General features: G+C 69.3%; 1 pseudogene. It reads left to right on the top strand.

The window, feature by feature from the left end:
* Positions 1-316, top strand: a pseudogene (locus J0695_RS40275) (hypothetical protein); the annotation flags it as partial.

The following is a 316-nucleotide window of genomic DNA, read 5'->3' as shown; positions in this document are numbered from 1 at the left end:
CGGTGCGGCCGCCGCGGCGGCGGGCCCCGAGGCCCTCCCGCTCTCCGGGGCCACGACGTCGGGTCTGCACAACACCTACGACCCGGCCGCGTTCCCCTATCTGGCCCGGGCCCTCGACACCGGCACCTCGATGATCGAGCTGGACGTCTGGGACGACTTCGTCACCAAGGAGTGGAAGGTCAGCCACTCCAACCCCCTGGGCAACAGCAACAATTGCGTCAACGCCTCCACTCCCGAGCAGCTCTACTCGGGCGGCGCGAACAAGAATCTGGAGAGCTGCCTGGACGACGTGCGCGTCTGGCTGTCGGCCCACCCC

It is taken from the genome of Streptomyces beijiangensis (assembly GCF_017315755.1).
GTDB lineage: Bacteria > Actinomycetota > Actinomycetes > Streptomycetales > Streptomycetaceae > Streptomyces > Streptomyces beijiangensis.
The sequence above is the reverse complement of the archived record's forward strand: the minus strand, read 5'-3'. Positions and strand labels throughout refer to the sequence as shown.